The sequence below is a fragment of the Paenibacillus taichungensis genome, from assembly GCF_013359905.1.
GTDB lineage: Bacteria > Bacillota > Bacilli > Paenibacillales > Paenibacillaceae > Paenibacillus > Paenibacillus taichungensis.
The window spans coordinates 279,044-296,195 of the sequence record NZ_JABMCC010000111.1; the positions used below are offsets into that span (position 1 = coordinate 279,044).

Annotated in this window: 16 protein-coding genes; 9 read left to right on the plus strand and 7 right to left on the minus strand. The window is 47.2% G+C overall.

The features are described from left to right. The first annotated feature begins 70 nt into the window (after positions 1 to 70). Together HP548_RS15540 and HP548_RS15545 are read left to right on the plus strand one after the other, a co-directional pair. Positions 71 to 1,291 (plus strand): TraB/GumN family protein, encoded by a 1,221-nt coding sequence (locus tag HP548_RS15540; protein WP_175382159.1) that lies wholly within the window; start codon positions 71 to 73, stop codon positions 1,289 to 1,291. A 465-nt stretch (positions 1,292 to 1,756) separates the two neighbouring features. Then, on the plus strand, positions 1,757 to 2,986 hold the full coding sequence (locus HP548_RS15545; RefSeq protein WP_175382160.1) for a glycosyl hydrolase family 8: 1,230 nt from the start codon (positions 1,757 to 1,759) through the stop codon (positions 2,984 to 2,986). A 257-nt stretch (positions 2,987 to 3,243) separates the two neighbouring features. On the opposite strand, the gene HP548_RS15550 is transcribed toward HP548_RS15545, so the two are convergent. From HP548_RS15550 to HP548_RS15575, 6 genes are all read right to left on the minus strand, one after another. Beyond that, positions 3,244 to 4,569 carry a 6-phospho-beta-glucosidase gene (locus HP548_RS15550; protein ID WP_175382161.1) on the minus strand — a complete coding sequence of 442 codons (1,326 nt, stop codon included), beginning with the start codon at positions 4,567 to 4,569 and terminating at the stop codon, positions 3,244 to 3,246. A gap of 54 nt (positions 4,570 to 4,623) precedes the next feature. Next, positions 4,624 to 5,616 carry an N-acetylglucosamine kinase gene (locus HP548_RS15555; RefSeq protein ID WP_175382162.1) on the minus strand — a complete coding sequence of 331 codons (993 nt, stop codon included), beginning with the start codon at positions 5,614 to 5,616 and terminating at the stop codon, positions 4,624 to 4,626. Between the two features lie 33 nt (positions 5,617 to 5,649). After that, the gene (locus HP548_RS15560) at positions 5,650 to 6,657 is read right to left on the minus strand and encodes a LacI family DNA-binding transcriptional regulator (RefSeq protein ID WP_099858779.1); all 1,008 of its coding nucleotides are present in this window, start codon (positions 6,655 to 6,657) and stop codon (positions 5,650 to 5,652) included. 131 nt (positions 6,658 to 6,788) lie between these two features. Next, positions 6,789 to 8,171 carry an ABC transporter substrate-binding protein gene (locus HP548_RS15565; protein ID WP_076290525.1) on the minus strand — a complete coding sequence of 461 codons (1,383 nt, stop codon included), beginning with the start codon at positions 8,169 to 8,171 and terminating at the stop codon, positions 6,789 to 6,791. Between the two features lie 54 nt (positions 8,172 to 8,225). Next, positions 8,226 to 9,110 carry a carbohydrate ABC transporter permease gene (locus HP548_RS15570; protein ID WP_076290524.1) on the minus strand — a complete coding sequence of 295 codons (885 nt, stop codon included), beginning with the start codon at positions 9,108 to 9,110 and terminating at the stop codon, positions 8,226 to 8,228. Further along, positions 9,107 to 9,964 (minus strand): carbohydrate ABC transporter permease, encoded by an 858-nt coding sequence (locus tag HP548_RS15575; protein ID WP_053779693.1) that lies wholly within the window; start codon positions 9,962 to 9,964, stop codon positions 9,107 to 9,109. The genes HP548_RS15570 and HP548_RS15575 overlap by 4 nt, the downstream gene beginning before the upstream one ends. A gap of 490 nt (positions 9,965 to 10,454) precedes the next feature. On the opposite strand from HP548_RS15575, the gene HP548_RS15580 reads away from it, so the two are divergent. Further along, the gene (locus tag HP548_RS15580) at positions 10,455 to 10,811 is read left to right on the plus strand and encodes a FlxA-like family protein (RefSeq protein WP_175382163.1); all 357 of its coding nucleotides are present in this window, start codon (positions 10,455 to 10,457) and stop codon (positions 10,809 to 10,811) included. Between the two features lie 148 nt (positions 10,812 to 10,959). Here the strand turns inward: HP548_RS15580 and HP548_RS15585 are convergent, their stop codons facing one another. Further along, on the minus strand, positions 10,960 to 12,315 hold the full coding sequence (locus HP548_RS15585) for an MATE family efflux transporter (protein WP_175382164.1): 1,356 nt from the start codon (positions 12,313 to 12,315) through the stop codon (positions 10,960 to 10,962). Positions 12,316 to 12,481: 166 nt separating this feature from the next. On the opposite strand from HP548_RS15585, the gene HP548_RS15590 reads away from it, so the two are divergent. The 6 genes from HP548_RS15590 to HP548_RS15615 all read left to right on the plus strand — a co-directional run bounded on the left by HP548_RS15590 (position 12,482) and on the right by HP548_RS15615 (position 17,140). Continuing rightward, on the plus strand, positions 12,482 to 13,216 hold the full coding sequence (locus HP548_RS15590; RefSeq protein ID WP_175382165.1) for a class I SAM-dependent methyltransferase: 735 nt from the start codon (positions 12,482 to 12,484) through the stop codon (positions 13,214 to 13,216). A 174-nt stretch (positions 13,217 to 13,390) separates the two neighbouring features. Next, positions 13,391 to 13,969 (plus strand): RNA polymerase sigma factor, encoded by a 579-nt coding sequence (locus tag HP548_RS15595; protein ID WP_246318078.1) that lies wholly within the window; start codon positions 13,391 to 13,393, stop codon positions 13,967 to 13,969. Then, complete coding sequence (locus HP548_RS15600; protein WP_175382166.1) at positions 13,966 to 15,222, plus strand: hypothetical protein; 1,257 nt, start codon at positions 13,966 to 13,968, stop codon at positions 15,220 to 15,222. Before HP548_RS15595 ends, HP548_RS15600 begins: the two co-directional genes overlap by 4 nt. Positions 15,223 to 15,281: 59 nt before the next feature. Beyond that, the gene (locus tag HP548_RS15605; protein ID WP_076290515.1) at positions 15,282 to 15,740 is read left to right on the plus strand and encodes a 2-thiouracil desulfurase family protein; all 459 of its coding nucleotides are present in this window, start codon (positions 15,282 to 15,284) and stop codon (positions 15,738 to 15,740) included. Positions 15,741 to 16,003: 263 nt separating this feature from the next. Continuing rightward, positions 16,004 to 16,681, plus strand: a complete 678-nt coding sequence (locus HP548_RS15610; RefSeq protein WP_175382167.1) for an NAD(P)H-dependent oxidoreductase — start codon at positions 16,004 to 16,006, stop codon at positions 16,679 to 16,681. Between the two features lie 147 nt (positions 16,682 to 16,828). Beyond that, positions 16,829 to 17,140, plus strand: a complete 312-nt coding sequence (locus HP548_RS15615; RefSeq protein WP_063567799.1) for an ArsR/SmtB family transcription factor — start codon at positions 16,829 to 16,831, stop codon at positions 17,138 to 17,140. Positions 17,141 to 17,152 lie beyond the last annotated feature (12 nt).

Sequence of the window (17,152 nt, forward strand, 5' to 3'; positions counted from 1 at the left end):
ACCCATCTCTAACTTCTCTTCTAGTGAACATATCTTTTCATTATTTCATTCTTAAAGGAGAATACATAATATGAAAAACTGGAAACGCATGCTCTTGTCTCTAACTATTTCGGTTGGTTTGCTCGCATCCGCAGTACCGGCTATGGCCTCTCCGCAAGAGACATCGGTAAAGGTGAATGACGAAACGGTTGAATACACGGTGGGTGCACCGATTAACAATAAAGGAACAACACTTGTGCCGCTGCGCTCCACGCTGGACGCGATGGACGTGAAGCTGACGACAGCAACAGATGATACAATTACAGCCGTCGTTAACGGCAAAACGATTACTTTGAAAAGTAAGCTTACTCGAATTCATGGCATAACCTATGCGCCGATTCGCATTGTCGGGGATGCCGCTGGTTATGAAGTTCGCTGGGATGCTGCTACACGCACAGTGCTGCTGGTTTCCAAAGGTGGCGAAACAGAAACTGTTCAAACCGGTGGACGTGGCTTCATGTGGGAAGTCGAAAGCAACGGTAACACTGTGTACCTGGTAGGTTCTATGCATATTGCAGATGAAAGCTTTTATCCATTGCGTAAGGAGTTTGAAGAAGCCTTTGCCGAGGCGGATTACCTAGGCGTAGAGATCGATATCAGCAAAGCGGCTGAAGAAGCGCAGCAGAAGATTGTTCTGGATCTGGGCTCGTATCAGGATGGCACAACACTGAAAGATCACATTTCCAGCGAGACGTATACTCAACTGGGCAATATTTTGAAGCAAAGTGGATTGGAGCCGAATGCACTGGATACCTTTAAGCCTTGGGTAGTAGAGAGCACGTTAGCCAGTCTGAAGTCTATGAAAGCGGGCTATGAAGCTTCTGCGGGGGTTGATCTGTACTTCATACAGAAGGCAATCGAGCGCAAACTTCCGGTGATCGAGTTGGAGTCCTATGAATCTCAATTGGGAATGTTCAATGACTTCTCTAAGGAGCTGCAAGAGAAAACATTGAAAGCGACTTTGGACAATTTCGATGTGTTGGATGACAGCGTGAATCAAATGGCCGAAATGTGGAAGACAGGGAATGACGAACAACTGCTGGAGCTGACGAACAGCTTCTCTGATGATGAAGAATACAACAAAGCAATGCTGATCGACCGTAATGTTGGAATGGCTGATAAGATCGATGGTTACCTGAAAAACGGCAAGGGTGAAGAGTACTTCATCGTGGTTGGTGCAGCGCACTACTTGGGCGATCATGGGATCGTGAAGTTGCTGAAAGATAAAGGATATACGGTGATACGAAAATAAAAGAATCAAAGCCCTTTTATGGGAGCCTGGTATTCTTCCCACATGGTAGACAATAGTGAAAAAAGAGATCGTATAAAAATCCCCTCAAGCACTGGAAGCTTGAGGGGATTTTTGTATGCCTGCGAAGAAGCAAGTAGTCATCCATACGTGAGTGAATGAAGGCTTGATATTAATTAGGGTAAGAAATCCCCGTGCATTGATTTCCGTTTTTTTTTACTGGCAAATGTCGAATCAGGACTTTAGATTCAATCTCAGAGATATCTATTTACAAATATTAGAAGAACAATTAAAATAAATGTAAGCGTTTTAAAAGTTAAAGCGCTTTAACTTTTAGGTGGAGGTGATTGTGTCTCACAAGTCCAATAATGAATCATGGTTTCTCCATCAAGATGCTAAACTGAATTTTCGGCTTAAAGGTTATGTCATGGATCAAGACCCATTTGGATCTAAAAGGAGCGTAAATTTATGAGAAAAAACAGGGGATTTTCGGTTAGCAGCAAGGCTGTTATGATGTGTTGTCTCGCTTTTCTTCTGATTCCAGCGGGCTTTGCTTTCGCAGCTCCAAACAAGCCGTTCCCGCAGCACACGGCATATACCAGCGGCTCGATCAAGCCTAATCATGTTACGCAAAGTGCGATGGACAGCTCCGTGAAAGCGAAATGGGACAGCTGGAAATCAGCTTATCTGAAAACGGCGGGCACGGGCAAATATTATGTGAAATATCAGTCCAACGGGGATACTGTATCTGAGGCACATGGGTACGGAATGCTGGCAACGGTTCTAATGGCCGGTTATGACGGCAATGCACAGGCCTATTTCGACGGACTTTATCAATATTATAAAGCTCATCCGAGCGCCAACAATTCGAAACTGATGGCTTGGAAACAAAACAGCAGCTTCCAGAACATTGAAGGTGCTGACTCGGCCACGGATGGAGACATGGACATTGCTTATTCGCTCCTGCTTGCGGACAAGCAGTGGGGTAGCAGCGGCAGTATCAACTATCTTCAGGCCGGCAAGGACATCATCAATGCCATCATGCAAAGTGACGTGAATCAGTCCCAATGGACGCTGCGTCTTGGCGATTGGGCAACGGACAACACCTTCAAAAATGCTACCCGTCCATCGGACTTTATGCTGAATCACTTGAAGGCGTTCCAGGCAGCAACGGGTGATGCCAAATGGGCGAACGTGATCGACAAAACCTATACCATTATCAACTCCTTATACAACGGGTACAGCTCATCAACCGGATTGCTTCCAGACTTCGTCGTTCTGTCTGGCTCGACATACAAGCCTGCTTCAGCCAATTTTCTAGAAGGGGCGAACGATGGCAGCTACGATTACAACTCATGTCGTACGCCTTGGCGGATTGCAACGGATTACCTGATGACTGGTGACAGCCGGGCACTCAATCAGCTCAATCAAATGAATAGCTGGATCTCAGCCAAAGTAAGCGGTAACCCTAGCAACGTAAAGGATGGTTATAAACTCAACGGCACGGTTACAGGTTCTGGCGGCAGCGGGGCGTTCTATGCACCGTTTGGTGTCAGCGCTATGACCTCGTCCGTGAATCAAAACTGGCTGAATTCCGTCTGGACCAAAACGGTCAGCAGCTCGAATGAAGGCTATTATGAAGACAGCATCAAGCTGTTCTCCATGATCGTGATGTCCGGCAACTGGTGGACATACTAAGCAACTCATCATCCGTTGGTTGCTCATATGCAAGTAGGCAGGGAAATTAGCTCCCTGCCTGCTTTTTAATATGGATGGAGCTAGCTAGGAGAATGATTTAATGATTGATTTGAGCAAGCGTTGTAGATGGGCAAATGCCTAGAAACGACAAACCGCCATACCTCAGGAAATCCTGGGATATGGCGGTTTCGTTTAATGTGAAATTACGTCGATAGGCGTTTTTCTAATGGTATCAGGACGAATGGATGATAGCCGAATTATGCATTAGCTGCAGATTCAGTAAAGAACTGCGGTAAATATTCCTTGTTGGCTTCGAGCATTTCATCCAGCATCTGAATCGCCACTTCGACCGAAGGGACCAAAGGATGATGGGCCAATGCCTGTATGGCCAATCCACGATCGCCGGTCACTGCAGCATCGATGGCGAGGCGCTCATAGGTTTTAACCGCATGGATCAGTCCAACTGCCATTGGAGGAACCTTGGTTAGCGGCAGGGGCAGGGGGCCGGTTTTGGTGACCACGCAGTTGACTTCAATACTGGCATCGTCTGGCAGGAAATCAATGATACCTTGGTTGGCTACGTTCAACGTCTGAATGTCATTCGTTCCGCTGTACAGTGAGCGCATCAGGTTTACGGCTGCTTCGGAATAGAAGGCGCCACCCCGCTGTTCCAACTGTTTCGGTTTATCTTTCAGGTCCGGGTCATTGTAAAGCTCGAACAGTTCTTCTTCGACGCGTTTAACCACTTCCGCACGGTTGCCGCCTGTTTGTAAAGATTCCAACTGCTCTTCGAGCATGGCATCGGTCATATAGAAGTATTTTAAATAGTAGGAAGGTAGGGCATGCAGGGATTGCAAGAATTCCGGATTCCACTCCCGTGCAGGTACGTTCTTCGCGCTGTAACCGGCTGTATCAGCCAGCATGTCATCCAGTTTGTCTTCTCCGTTCACATCAATACGCGTAATCCAGTGGAGATGGTTCAGGCCAACAAACTCGGCATAGATGCGGTCCGCTTCTACGCCGTATTTGGCTGAGGTTTGCTTGATTAGGCCGATTGGTGCATTACAGAGACCAATGCTTTTAACGTTGGAGTACTTCAGAATGGCTTCCGTGACCATACCCGCCGGATTCGTAAAGTTCAGAAGCCAGGCATTAGGAGCGAGTTCTTCAATATCACGACAGATATCAAGCAGGACCGGAATCGTCCGCAGCGCCTTCATCATGCCTCCGGGTCCGGTGGTTTCCTGTCCGATCACACCGTATTTCAGGGGGATGGATTCATCGCGGCCACGGGCGTCAAGCATGCCGACACGCATTTGAGTGCTGACGAAGTCCGCACCCTTGATGGCTTCGCGGCGGTCGAACGTCAAATGTACTTCAATCGGCAGACCCGATTTCTCCACCATACGTTTGGCCAAGTTGCCGACAATATTCAGTTTGCGTTCTCCCGGCTCAATATCTACCAACCACAGCTCTCGTACAGGAAGCTCGGCATGATGGAGGATGAACCCCTCAACAAGCTCCGGAGTATAGGAAGATCCACCACCGATTACCGCTATTTTTAGCCCTTGTTCATATGCCATTTTGCACACTCCAGTCTTTTAAGAATTTATTATGATGACAGTGTTTATAGACGTTTATCTTGTTGTTTGCTTAATATGTTCGAAGTCACGGAAGGCCCTCATTTTGTCATATACATCCTGGCTTACCGCATGTCCGGCCGCATCCATAGCAGACCATAAGGCACCGACAACAGGCTCGGTTGCCAAAGTTACAATGGTCGCATTCGGAGCGACGGTTGCAACAGTCTGTTCAATTTTGCTGTGAATCCATCCGCGATCTCCCCTTGTTAGCAGACTTCCTGCTAGTATAACGTCAAAGGCGTCCTTTTCCATTCCAAGTTTGTGAATCACCGCAGCCGCTGATTTGCCAAGCTCTACACCTTGACGGTTCAGGATTTCCAGAGCTACAGCATCGTCCTCTGCGGCGGCTTCAAACAGCAGCTTCGCTGCATGGACAGGCACATGCTTGCCATGATCCTGAAAGTCATCGAACATGTCGCTGACACTGTTATACCCAAGAAAGTTCAACAGCAGGGGAGTCAGGAGCGTTGGCCGCTCACGGCCGTCCCAAGAACGGATGACAGAGCGGAACACCTCAATATTGAGGGAACCGCCACCGCCGAAATCGCCATACATATAATCAAAACCACCGACCTGCACATGTTCTCCTGCCGGATTACGGCCTGCAGAGTTGGTGCCTGTGCCGCAGATCAGTGCGACCCCGTAAGGTCGGTTCGTGCCTGCGCGCAGGCTGATCATGGTGTCACAGTTAATCGAGTAATTCTGGGTGAATCCGATTCCCTGAACTAGAGGGTGCAGGATTCGGTAGTCTACTTCCCGATCTGCTCCTGCAAGTCCGAAATAGGTGTGCGAGATTTCATGAATCCGCAGTCCTGCCTCGTTCAGAGCTCCTTCTGCAGCTTCCCGTATGCTTTGTGCGGCCAAGGCGTGGTCAATCTGGTGATTGCCGTTGCCGCCCACGCCTTTGCCAAGCACATTGCCGAAGTCATCGGTCAGCAGGGCGTATGTTTTTGTTCCTCCCCCATCGATTCCCAAGTAGTAAGCCAATGGTCGTCACTCCTATATATAAGGTTATATTTTTTATCCGGTCGTACCTTTTGTTGGTGATCCAGTAGATTCTCGCACGATGAGTTCAGGATCGATCCTTACATTAGCCCCGCGTTTCATCGTACCGTCCATGCGTTTCAGCAGCATATCCGCAGCGGCAACCCCAATGCGGTCGGCAGGCTGCCGGACCGTTGTCAGATGGGGGTGCAATTTGGATGAAATATACTGATCGTCATAGCCGACGATAGCTACCTGTTCAGGCACCTTGATGCCTTCTTCCATGAGGGCGTTCACGACCCCAAGCGCGATATGGTCATCGCCCGCGAACACCGCGGAAGGAAGGCGTCCCTCGCGCAGCCATTTGCGGCATATGTCATAACCAAAATCGATTTCGAAATCGCCCGTAGTCATTTCAAACGGAGCCAGATTTTTTTCCTTTAGTGCCTGCAGGAAACCGCTGCGACGCTCTCTCGTACTGCGGAACATGTTTTGTCCGCTTAAGTGCGCGATGGAGGTATGGCCGAGATCAAGCAGATGCTTCGTAGCGGCATAGCCACCTTTGTAGTTGTCGATCGTTACCGAAAAAGTATCATTCTCCGGCTTTTGATTGTCGATGAGGACATAAGGAATATTGCGCCGCTTCAGTTCCACGATGTAGTTATCCTCTTCCATCGGCGAGAGCAGAATAAGTCCGTCTACCCGGTCCTCCTGGATCAGGTAATGGGTTTCATCGGAGCCGATGCCGGTAGAGACCGAAACGGCAAGAAAATAGCCGTGAAGTGCAAGCACTTCGTTCAGCTCTTTAACGACGGTATCAAAGAAGGAATCCTGAAGAGTGGTCATGATCAAGCCGACGATTCCTGTCTTACCGCGGGCTAAACTCCGCGCAGCAGCGTTGGGATGGTAATCGAGCTCCTTGATAGCCTCCAGAACCTTTTGCCTATTTTTCTCTCGTACGGATTCGGCACCGTTTAAGACGCGAGAGACCGTTACGACGGAGAGCCCTGATTTCTTTGCAACATCAAATATACTAACCTTCATTGTTTATTCTCCTTGCGGCAGATTTTCCGTACTTTATATTGACTTAACATTAGTATACATGTACGGAGGCTTAGCCGCGAAGCTAATTTGATAGATGCACCGCCCCTTGCGGGACGGCACAATGTTTAGCGTTAACGTTTGATAATTTCCATGACCTTTTTCTGAATCGTCGGCATTACTTCTTCAACGGTACTGTGTCCGGTATCGATCGGCTGCATCTCGTTGATGAACATGTCGTTGATCTGAGAATAGTGGGTGATCAGGTGGTTGTAGGATTCAAATCCGTATTCCACAGCGCCCTCGTAAACCTTCTTCACATCTGCCGCATCAATGCCATCAAAATGCTTGTAATAGGTTTCGGCTGCCTTCGTATTTACAGGAGGGTTACCACCGCTCAGGTCGATGGATTTTTCCTGAATTTCGTCGCTGACGAGATACTTGATCCATTCAAAAGCTTCCTTCGGATGTTTGGAGCCCTTCAGAATCAAGAGTGGATCGACGAAAAGCACGCTGCGGACCTTGTCATTGCCGCCGGCAGGCACTGCGGCTACGCCAACCTTGAAAGGGAAGTCATTGGAGCCCGCAAGGCTCCATGAGCCGCTGACGGTCATACCCACCTTGCCGGTTACGAATGCATCGCCGTTTTGGCCCGCTACGCTTTTACTCCATTCCGTTGTCGGAGACACTTTATCTTTTAAGATCAGGTTGAACAGCTTGTTATAGGCTGCGATGACTTCAGGCGAATCGAAATGAGTCTCAGATGGTACGCCGCCGTTGGTCCAGGTATCCTGGGAGTAGGGTTCGGCTCCGAAATAGAGCGGGCGCATATCGCGCTCGGACCATGTGAAGTCAACGCCATATTGAGTTTTGGCAATATCATTGGATACATGCGTCATTTTCTTCGCGTCTTCGACCATTTTGTCAAACGTCCAGCTCTTGTCCTCGTAATCGCTTGGAGGGTAAGGAACATTGGCAGCATCGAACATGTCTTTGTTGTAGAGCATCAGAGAGACGTACATGTTGACCGGAATACCGTAGACTTGGTCTTTGACGGTGTAGATTTTCATAAGATCATCCGGGATGTTGTAGTCGGACGCTTTAAATCCGTCTTCCTTAATAATGTCGTTCATGTCGAGCAGCATGTCTTTGTTGTAATACTCTGCAAAACCGCCGTATCCATAATGGCTTGTGACGTCAGGCGATTTGCCCCCGGCAATCAGTGTTTGGAGTTTACTGTCGAATTGCTCGTAAGGAGCTTTCTCGACTTTTACCTTAATATTTGGATGTTGGGCTTCAAAATCCGGAACGAGCTTTTCGATAAAGGTGCGATCCTCGGAATCGATGGTGTAGTGCGTTATGGTTACTTGCCCTCCTGAGTTAGCGCTATCGCCATCGTTACCAGGTACGACATCTCCTGCTGATTTGCCGCCGCTACAGCCGGACAATGCCAATACGACGAGCATGCTGGTCGCAAGCAAAAGTGTAAAAGACTTTTTGATCCTTATCGTTTTCATGAACTACAGTCCCCCATATATTCAAGTTTTTTTGCCGCCCCTGCGACGGAGTCTTTACTTGATGCCTGTAAGTACAATTCCTTCTACAAACCGCTTCTGGGCTATCGCAAACAGAGTCACGATCGGCAGCATGGCGAGCACGGAGGCAACCATGAGCAGATGCCACGGCGGAATTCGGAAACGCGAAGATGTGAAGGAAGACATACCGACCGGAAGCGTAAACTTATCCGATGAGCTTAAATAGAGTACAGGTGTCAAAAGATCGTTCCAGCTGTAGATGAAGGCAAAGATCGCAACGGTTGCAAGTGCCGGACCGGATAGAGGCAAAGCGATCTGTCGCCACATCCGGAACTCGCTGCAGCCATCGATGCGTCCGGCGTCAAACAGCTCATCCGGCAGCGTGGAGAAGAACTGTCGCAGCAAAAAGATGTTGTATGCCGAACCGAAAAACGCAGGGACAATCAGCGGCAGGAAAGTATCGATCCAGTTCAGCTTGGAAAAGAGAATGAACTGTGGGATCATAATCGCCGGATATGGAAGCATCATGGTGCTGAGCATGAGCATGAACCAGAGGTTGCTGCCTTTGCCCCGATATCTGGCGAAACCATAGCCTGCAAGCGCCGACGAAAACAGGGTGCCCACAACGGTCAAAATGCCGATAATGAGACTGTTCATATACATTTGACCGAAGTTAAGCGTGTCGAAAATTTCTCTGTAGTTACTCCACTGCCAGGACTCCGGCAGAAAGGTCGGAGGAAACGTCAGCAGTTCCTTCTTCGATTTCAGTGAGGTCGAGACCATGAAAAACAAAGGGAGGAGCATGAGAAAGGTGGTGACCACCAGGGCAATGAAGCTGGCAATGCTAACCGCATCGAGTTTGCGCCGGCGTTTATTCACAGAAGGTGAAGCCCCTGGTCCGGCAGTCGGAATCGTACTCATTTGCGTCCGCCTCCTTCATAGTGAACATAACGGTTCGAGAGTTTAATAATGAGCGCCGTAAACGCCATGACGACGATCAGCAGCACCCAAGCGAGTGCCGAGGAGTAGCCTGCCCTGTATTCCTTGAAGGCGCTGGTGTACAGGTTGTAAACATAGAACCAGGTCGAGTAGTTTGGACCCCCTTGGGTCATTACATATGCCTGTGTAAATACCTGGAAGGAATCAATGACGCCCATAATCAACTGGAACAAAAGTACGGGTGAAATCATGGGCAACGTCACGTTCAGGAAAATTCGGAAGCGTCCCGCACCGTCAAGTCTGGCGGCTTCCACGAGGCTTGAAGGAACGCCCTGAAGTCCCGCAAGGAACAAAATCATGCCTGAGCCCACCGTCCAGAAGGACATAATCATCAGAGCGTAAAGCGCATAATCGGGGCTCATGAGCCAGGCTGGGCCGCTAATGCCGAACCAGGACAGCACGTAATTGAACAGACCGATCGATGGGTTGAAAATCCAGTACCACAGCAAGGACATGGCAACGCCGGATACCATGCTCGGAAAATACATGGCCGTGCGGAAAAATCCGCGGAACGGTATTTTCGCATTGAGCAGGAGAGCAAATCCAAGTGCCAGCAGCAGCTGGATCGGTACACTGATAAAGGTATAGCGCACCGTTACGACAACAGATTTCCAAAACAGGTCATTTTGAAACATTTCTTTGTAATTCGCGAGTCCGACATATTTCGGCGGGTGGATAATGTCATAGTCCGTAAAGCTGTAATAAAGGGATGACAGAATCGGATACAAGGCAAACACAAAGAAACCGATAAGCCATGGAGAGATGAAGAGGTACATGTAAAATGTCTGCCGCCGGCTTTCGCGATGGGTCACATAAACACCAACCTTTCTAAATGATATAAAGTTATAACGCTTTAACTTTCAGAGTTAAGTTTTCCCGTAATAAAAAGGTTTCATATGATGTTATGTAGTTGAAAGTTAAAGTGCTTTAACTTTATTATCCGGACTGATGAGATTATCATAGTGGATGGTTTCTCAATTATCAACCCTTTTTTTGGATGTTTGTAAGCGCTACCTTCGTTGAAGCTTCGTAAGTTCTGTCAAAACGCCTCGTAAAAGGCTGATATAGATAGCTTTGGATGTATATTCCAGTCATCCGAAATTCACAAAATTTCTTGGAAGAAATTTTCACGAAAGGACTTGGTGGCTTTGTTCGAAAAACTAGAAATGGCCTGCAGCCAATCATTCAGCAACCTTTCAGTTGATTTTAACGTTCCTTTCGTCTGGATTGGGTATAGTGGAACCAAGAAAGAGGAGGAGATCAACAATGAATATTTCTTCAGCAGCAAGTTCCACGACATCCTACATATCCACGTCTTCATCGAGTTCGAACAGCACAAGCGAGTTGGAGAAACAAAAGACGAAGCTTGAGGCCGAATTGGAGAAAGTGCAATCCAGCAAGGACGATGATAAAACCAAGGAGACCAAAACGAAGCAGCTGCAGCAGCAAATCAAGCAAATCGAAGCTCAAATCTCGCAGCAAAGCTCCCAGAGCAGCGGGGCAACCGCCACCAAAGAAGCACCGCCAACCAAACCACCAACCAATGGCATACAAGCAGCGTCCCCTCAAGAAATTGCAAATGCAACGACGGACAGCAACGGTCGTTTTGATATACGGGTATAAGAGGGAATACAGAACTTAATACAAAACTTAATATAAAATGTATTAAACGAACGAGCTAATCGATAAGTTATAGCTGATTAGCTTAACCAAAAGCCCTGCCTGATCTCTATAGATCAAGCAGGGCTTTTGGTTTTTACATGTACATGCTTTATTCAAGCGTTAAACTGTTTATCCGTTCAGAGATGGATCTTTTTTTATAGTACATGCCGATAGTCACCAGAACCACCATCTCGGATAGCGGAACGGCAAGCCATACGCCGGTGACACCGAAGAATGAAGGGAGGATCGCAATCAGAGCAACCATAATAATCATCTCGCGTGCAGCTGTAATCCAGATGGCCATTTTGGCATTTCCGACAGATTGGAAGTACGTACTCATGACAAAGTTAATACCCATGAATAAGTATGCAAAAGTAAATATTCGCAGACCGTACACGGCGTTATCCGTCACGCTGGCACTGAAGTTCCCGAAGATTTGCACAAAATAAGGTGCCCCTAGTTGTACAACGAGTAACAGCAGGACCCCACATGCCAGAGCCGTTCTGGAGGCTAAACGAATGGTTTGTTTTTCCCGATCCATCTGTTTGGCTCCGTGATAATAACTGACCAAAGGTTGGGCAGCGGAGGCCAGACCGAGGAATGCCAGGAGAACAACACCATGAATATAGTTCAAGACTGTAAAGGATGCTACGCCATCCGTGCCCGCAATCCGATCCAGTGAAATGTTGTGAGAGATGGAGAAGACGGACATGCCCAGTTCAGCCAGGAAGCTGGGAAAACCAATGAGTACAATGGAAGCCAATAGTTTGGTATTCCATTTGAAGCGGGTGAATTTGAGATTATTATCTTTCCTGAAAAAGTGAGTTAGCAACACAAGAAGTGCCAGAGATGCCGATACAATTGTACCCATCGCGACGCCACGAACGCCCCATTCCAGCACGTATAACGTTATATAGTTGAGCACAATATTGGCTACCGCAAACGTAATCTGAGCATACATGGAAGTATTGGGATTTCCGTCGTTACGAACAAAAATCGTGAGTGCATTCTCAATGGTGAAGACAAAACCGAACAACAGCATAATGTTCATATAGTCCGCAGCAAACGGGAATGTTTCAGGATTGGCACCAAGGGCAAAGACAAGCTTATCTTTGAAAGTATATGCGGTATATCCAATAACCATCGTAATCAGCAAAATAATCGTAATGGATTTGGTGAAGAGTTGTCTCGCTGTCGTGAGATCCTTCTTACCCATATAAGTGGAATACAAGGTTGCCCCGCCCATTCCAATCCATAGCGACATAGCTACAAAAAGTGTATAGACAGGAGAAGCAATCCCGATTCCGGCTAGCGCTGTAGAACCTAGTTTGTGTCCAACCATAATGCCATCGATAATAAAGTTGAAAGCGATAACGAGCATCCCTAATATGGAAGGCACGAGGTAGCTTACAAATGCCTTACCTACAGATTGCCTTTCTAATGGATGCGTCCAATTTGTGTTCATGATGACCTCCGTTAGTATACTGAATGTTCGTTCTATATGTTATTATACTGAACGTTCGTTCTGTATAATAACATGCCGAGAATTTGGTTGGCAACTTTTCCAAAAGATGACCGTTTATATGGTAGAGTTAATAGAGCATCTTTTATGTTACGGGAGGAATCTCTTTATGAAGCAAAACAAATACGATGAAGCCGAGTTTTTCGGCAATTACAGTCAGATGGCCCGATCAACCCAAGGGCTGGAGGCTGCTGGCGAGTGGCATGAACTGCAAACGATGCTGCCTGAATTAAAGGGTAAGAACGTACTGGATCTGGGGTGCGGCTTTGGTTGGCACTGTCGATATGCACGTGAGCAACAGGCGAGTTCTGTGGTTGGCGTGGATTTATCTGAAAATATGTTGCAACGTGCACGCGAGATGACGGATGATCCTCATATCGAGTACCAGCGTATGGCGATTGAGGATATTGATTTTGCACCCGGACAATTTGATGTGGTGATCAGCTCACTGGCTTTGCACTATATCGAGCGTCTTGATCAGGTATACGCCAAAATCAATGCATGTCTCGTACAAGGAGGTACGTTTGTCTTGTCTGCGGAACATCCCATTTTCACGGCACGGGCGGAGCAGGACTGGCATTATGGACCTCAGGGTGAAATACTGCATTGGCCTTTGGATCATTATCAAGAGGAAGGGCAGCGGGTAGCGAACTTTCTGAACCAGGACGTGGTGAAATATCATCGGACGATGGCGACTCATCTGAATGAATTGATTCAAGCTGGGTTTGTCGTTCAACAGGTAGCCGAGTCCAAACCATCCCCTGAGATGATGGAGCAGGTTCCAGGTATGCGAGACGAGAATCGTCGACCGATGTTTCTGATGATTGCCGCGGTTAAAGCTTGAGCAGCAGCTTCGGCATCAAAATGAAGTTTATAGGTTTTATACTCGATAGACCAGCGCGTTCAGTACATCTGGACCTTGCTGGTTTAATTTATTTTGCAGGATAGGGAGAAGAAATAAACCGTTTGGGAACTAAACCCGATTGGATGCAGTCTTATTAAGTGAGGTGAACATCAGTTGGACTATCAATATCTGGCACACGCTCAGACGATCGACAATTACACACTTAGCAGCATGATGGATGAGTACGGGAACGACGTATGGAACTACGCGTACTTTCTGACCAAAAGTACCGAGCAGGCGGATGAATTATCACAAGAGGTGTTTATCCGGGCGTATTCCGGGATCGCCAATTTTCGAGGAGAATGCTCATTGAAGACATGGCTGCTGACCATTACTAGAAACACGACATTTACATACCGGAAGTCCAGATTTTTTCGCAGCAGCTTATGGGGAGAGACGCATTCATTTGAAACAGAGCAGGTTAATGCGAGACAAGGTGAAATGAAGCCTGAAAAATATGTTCACCCCTCTGCCGAAGCCGAGGCAATCAGCAGGGAGCACGTTCATGAAATCTGGGACATCATCATGGCTCTGCCGGACAAATTCCGGGAATTGCTTTTGCTGCATCTGAAGTATGAGCTTACGACGAGTGAAATTGCGGAAATGCTGGGCATCAGCGCGGGAACGGTCAAATCGAGACTGTCCAGGGCGAAGGCCAAAGTACGGAAACAGTGGGAGGAGCGGAGCGAATGAAACATAAGGATGACGAATGGGAAAAATTAGTCAGACAGGAGCCGTTTGCGGCGTCTCCTTTTACCGAGGAGCATAAGCAGAACGTACTTCGCCAGGTAGCCTGGCTTAAATCGGGATCTGCACAGGAAATGAGTAATGCTGGGGTTAAATCTGCCGAGCCAAAAAAACTGCCCAATCCACACAGACGTCGTTTTCGCTCCCGCAGAGCCGTTATGGCGTACACGACGATTGCAGCCGTGGCAGCGGCGGTCATTCTCTGGAACGGACAGATTGTGGAGCCTGTGATTGAAACAGTGTATCCCACAGCAGCGCTGCAATATACGGATGATGCGGGCATGAGCCTGCTCACAGACAAGATGAAAAAGAATGTAGCTGTCACGATGCGAGACTATCTTGGCAAACAATTACGTATAACCAAAGTGCAGGACCTTCCTGTTTCTGGAAGAGTATATGTCGAGGCTGGAAAAGAAGGTGACGAAGAATATGCGTTGATCTGGCTTGATGCCGCAACAGGCAATCTACGTGAGGTGCAGATGAGACGGGAGATGGCAGCTAGTGAGCTGGAGCATCGTTATTTGCGTCAAGTACCGTCACTGCTACAGAATATTGGTGGGGACCCTGCGCTCAAACCAGTATCAGCCAAGCGATATGTGGGAATGAAGCAGGGTGAATTGGAACCGAAATCGTATACTACTCTAATGTTAGAGAATGAAAAAAGCTATGGAGAGATTATTTGGTTGCAGGATGAAGCGATCTCTGTTTCCGGTGATCTCGATCTTAAACAAGTTTCTCAAACTGCTTTGGCGTATGCAGAGGATTCCATTGAGGCGTTTACTGGCAACGCTGATCTTGATTTGATTAGCACACACCGGACAAAAGATGATGAGAATGGTAGAGATATCATTACTTTTAGCTTTGAAAATAACTATTATGTTCAGACGAGTGAAGTTACTTTAGGTATTAATTATGCCGTTATAGATGCGAATTCTTATCAAAAAGACTATACTACCTGGGAAGAAGTGGAGGCTTACCATGAGAAGCTTCTTCAAGTAAAAGAATCGACCCTCAGGGAAAAGTTAGAACCTGTAATTAAAAAATTATTCAAAGTTGATCTTCAAATATATAAACTCCATCGAAATACCGAAACCCCGGGAATCGTTACATTTGAACTGGAATCGACAGGGGATGTTTTTCAAGTTCGATATAATGAGGATGCTCGTATTACGATGATCACAAGGGATGCCAACCTCTAGACTTGATTCCATATGGTACAATCAATTTAATAGATGATTGGAGCATAAGGAGCATAACGATGAAATATTTGGTGAGTTCATGTCTAGCTGGCGTAGCCTGCCGTTACAACGGAACAGCGAGTCTGGATGCAAAGATTCAGGAGCTTGTGGAGCAGGAACAGGCAAAGATGGTCTGCCCGGAGCTGCTTGGAGGATTTTCCACCCCGCGGGAGCCAGCTGAAATTATCGGCGGTACGGGCAAGGATGTGCTGTCAGGTACAGCCAAGGTGATTGAGAAGAGTGGCAAGGACGTCACGGATCTGTACATTAAAGGGGCCTATCAGACACTTGAATGGGCGCAAAAACTGGATGTCACCTGTGTGGTGCTCAAAGAATTCAGTCCTTCCTGCGGTACACAGATGATCTACGATGGCAACTTTGCCAACCACAAAGTCGTGGGCGAAGGGGTTACTTCTGCTTTGCTGAGGCAAGAGGGATTTACGGTTATCTCGGAAAATGAGTTCATGGAACAGCTCTAATTGTTGTAATTATAATTATCTCTGACACGAATCACAGGTAAGTCGCCTTGGGGAGCAGCAGGTCCATGGCGACTTGTTTTTTGTTACAATGGAGTACCCTTAATCATTGAAAACCTTGTTAGATAACAATAGTTACTTTTATGAACTAAGAAACATTATTGTGCGTACTTTTATATTTTGATTATAAACTCTAAAATAATACTCAGGTATTCAGGTTCAGACCATAAATATGAACATAAACAAGAAAAGGATGTGCAGATCATATGGAATCCTCGGCAAAAGCCATTTCGAAAGAAAACATCTTGAACGCTTACTATTTTCGGCATGCAACCAAACAGTTTGATGCTTTACGTATCATTTCGCCAGAAGATTTTGAGTTTATTCTAGAAACGGGACGGTTGTCGCCAAGCTCAATTGGTTTGGAACCTTGGAAATTTCTGATTGTGCAGAACCCGGACTTGCGCAAGCGTCTGTCCGAAGTTTCTTCCGGGGCTCAGAAACAATTGGCGAAGGCCAGCCATTTTATTGTTATTCTGGCGCGGTCTGATGCTAGTTATAACTCGGCTTACGCGGAATATATGCTGAAAGAAATCAAGGGCATGCCGGATGACGTATTTGAGCTGACCCGTGAAGCTTACGGCAAATTTCAAAAGAACCAACGAATGCTTGAGAACCCGCGTACTTTATTTGACTGGGCGTCCAAACAGACCTACATCGCTCTCGGTAATATGATGACTGCGGCAGCGCTGATTGGTATCGATTCCTGCCCAATCGAAGGGTTTAGATATGAAGACGTACATCGTATTCTGGAAGAGGAAGGTTTGCTGGAGGATGGACTATGGGATGTTTCCGTCATGGCAGCCTTTGGTTATCGGGCGGAAGATCCTCCACGTGAGAAATCCCGTCAGCCTTTGGATAAAATCACGCAGTGGATTGATTAAGCTTATCAGTCCATGCTGGAACAAGTAAAAGAAACGGTCAGCACCAAGTTCTAAACGTATACACATGTATTTATTGGCAGGCCGGTTCCTTCGTCGAATCGGTCTGTTTGGTTTGCAAAATGAAAGAAAGGCGGTATAATCTTACCCATGGAACCTATACTCATATTCAAAGCATTATCCAACGAGACACGTCGACAGATTCTGTTGTGGCTCAAAAACCCGGAGCAACACTTTCCACCGCTGGAGTTATCCCAGCATCCGGATGCTGGAAAGAGCGGCATATGTGTTGGAACGATTCAGGTGAAGGCCGGACTGGCTCAATCCGTCATATCCAGCTATCTGCTGACCATGCTCAAAGCCGGGTTGCTGATCTCCGAGCGTAGGGGACAGTGGACGTATTATCGCCGCAACGAAGAAACCATTCGTCAATTTGCCGAGTACGTACAGCACGAGCTATAAGCCGGACGCCGA